Raw genomic sequence first — 233 nt, 5'->3', positions numbered from 1 at the left:
GAGTTACGCTGCGAGGAGCACGTCCTGAGCAAAGAACGATGCTTACACCCTCTTCCTCTGCCGCCTTTAGCGCCTCCTTGTTCGCTTCTGTAATTTTATAATCATCATTTAATAATGTACCGTCTATGTCGATTGCAGCTAATTTATATGCCATATGTTGCATCCTTTCCATTCGATATTCCATATGATCGACGCGATTCGACCATTTTTTCTTATCTTTTACTATACCACAC

General features: G+C 41.6%; 1 protein-coding gene. It reads right to left on the bottom strand.

Annotated elements, in window-relative coordinates; genetic code table 11:
* On the bottom strand, window positions 1–154 hold a 154-nt coding region (locus LKX83_RS32960; protein ID WP_227887506.1), incomplete at its 3' end, for an HAD hydrolase family protein.
* Between the last annotated feature and the right edge of the window lie 79 nt (window positions 155–233).

Origin of the sequence: Cohnella baijiui (genome assembly GCF_020731285.1) — a bacterium.
Taxonomy (GTDB): domain Bacteria; phylum Bacillota; class Bacilli; order Paenibacillales; family Paenibacillaceae; genus Cohnella.
The sequence above is the reverse complement of the archived record's forward strand: the minus strand, read 5'-3'. Positions and strand labels throughout refer to the sequence as shown.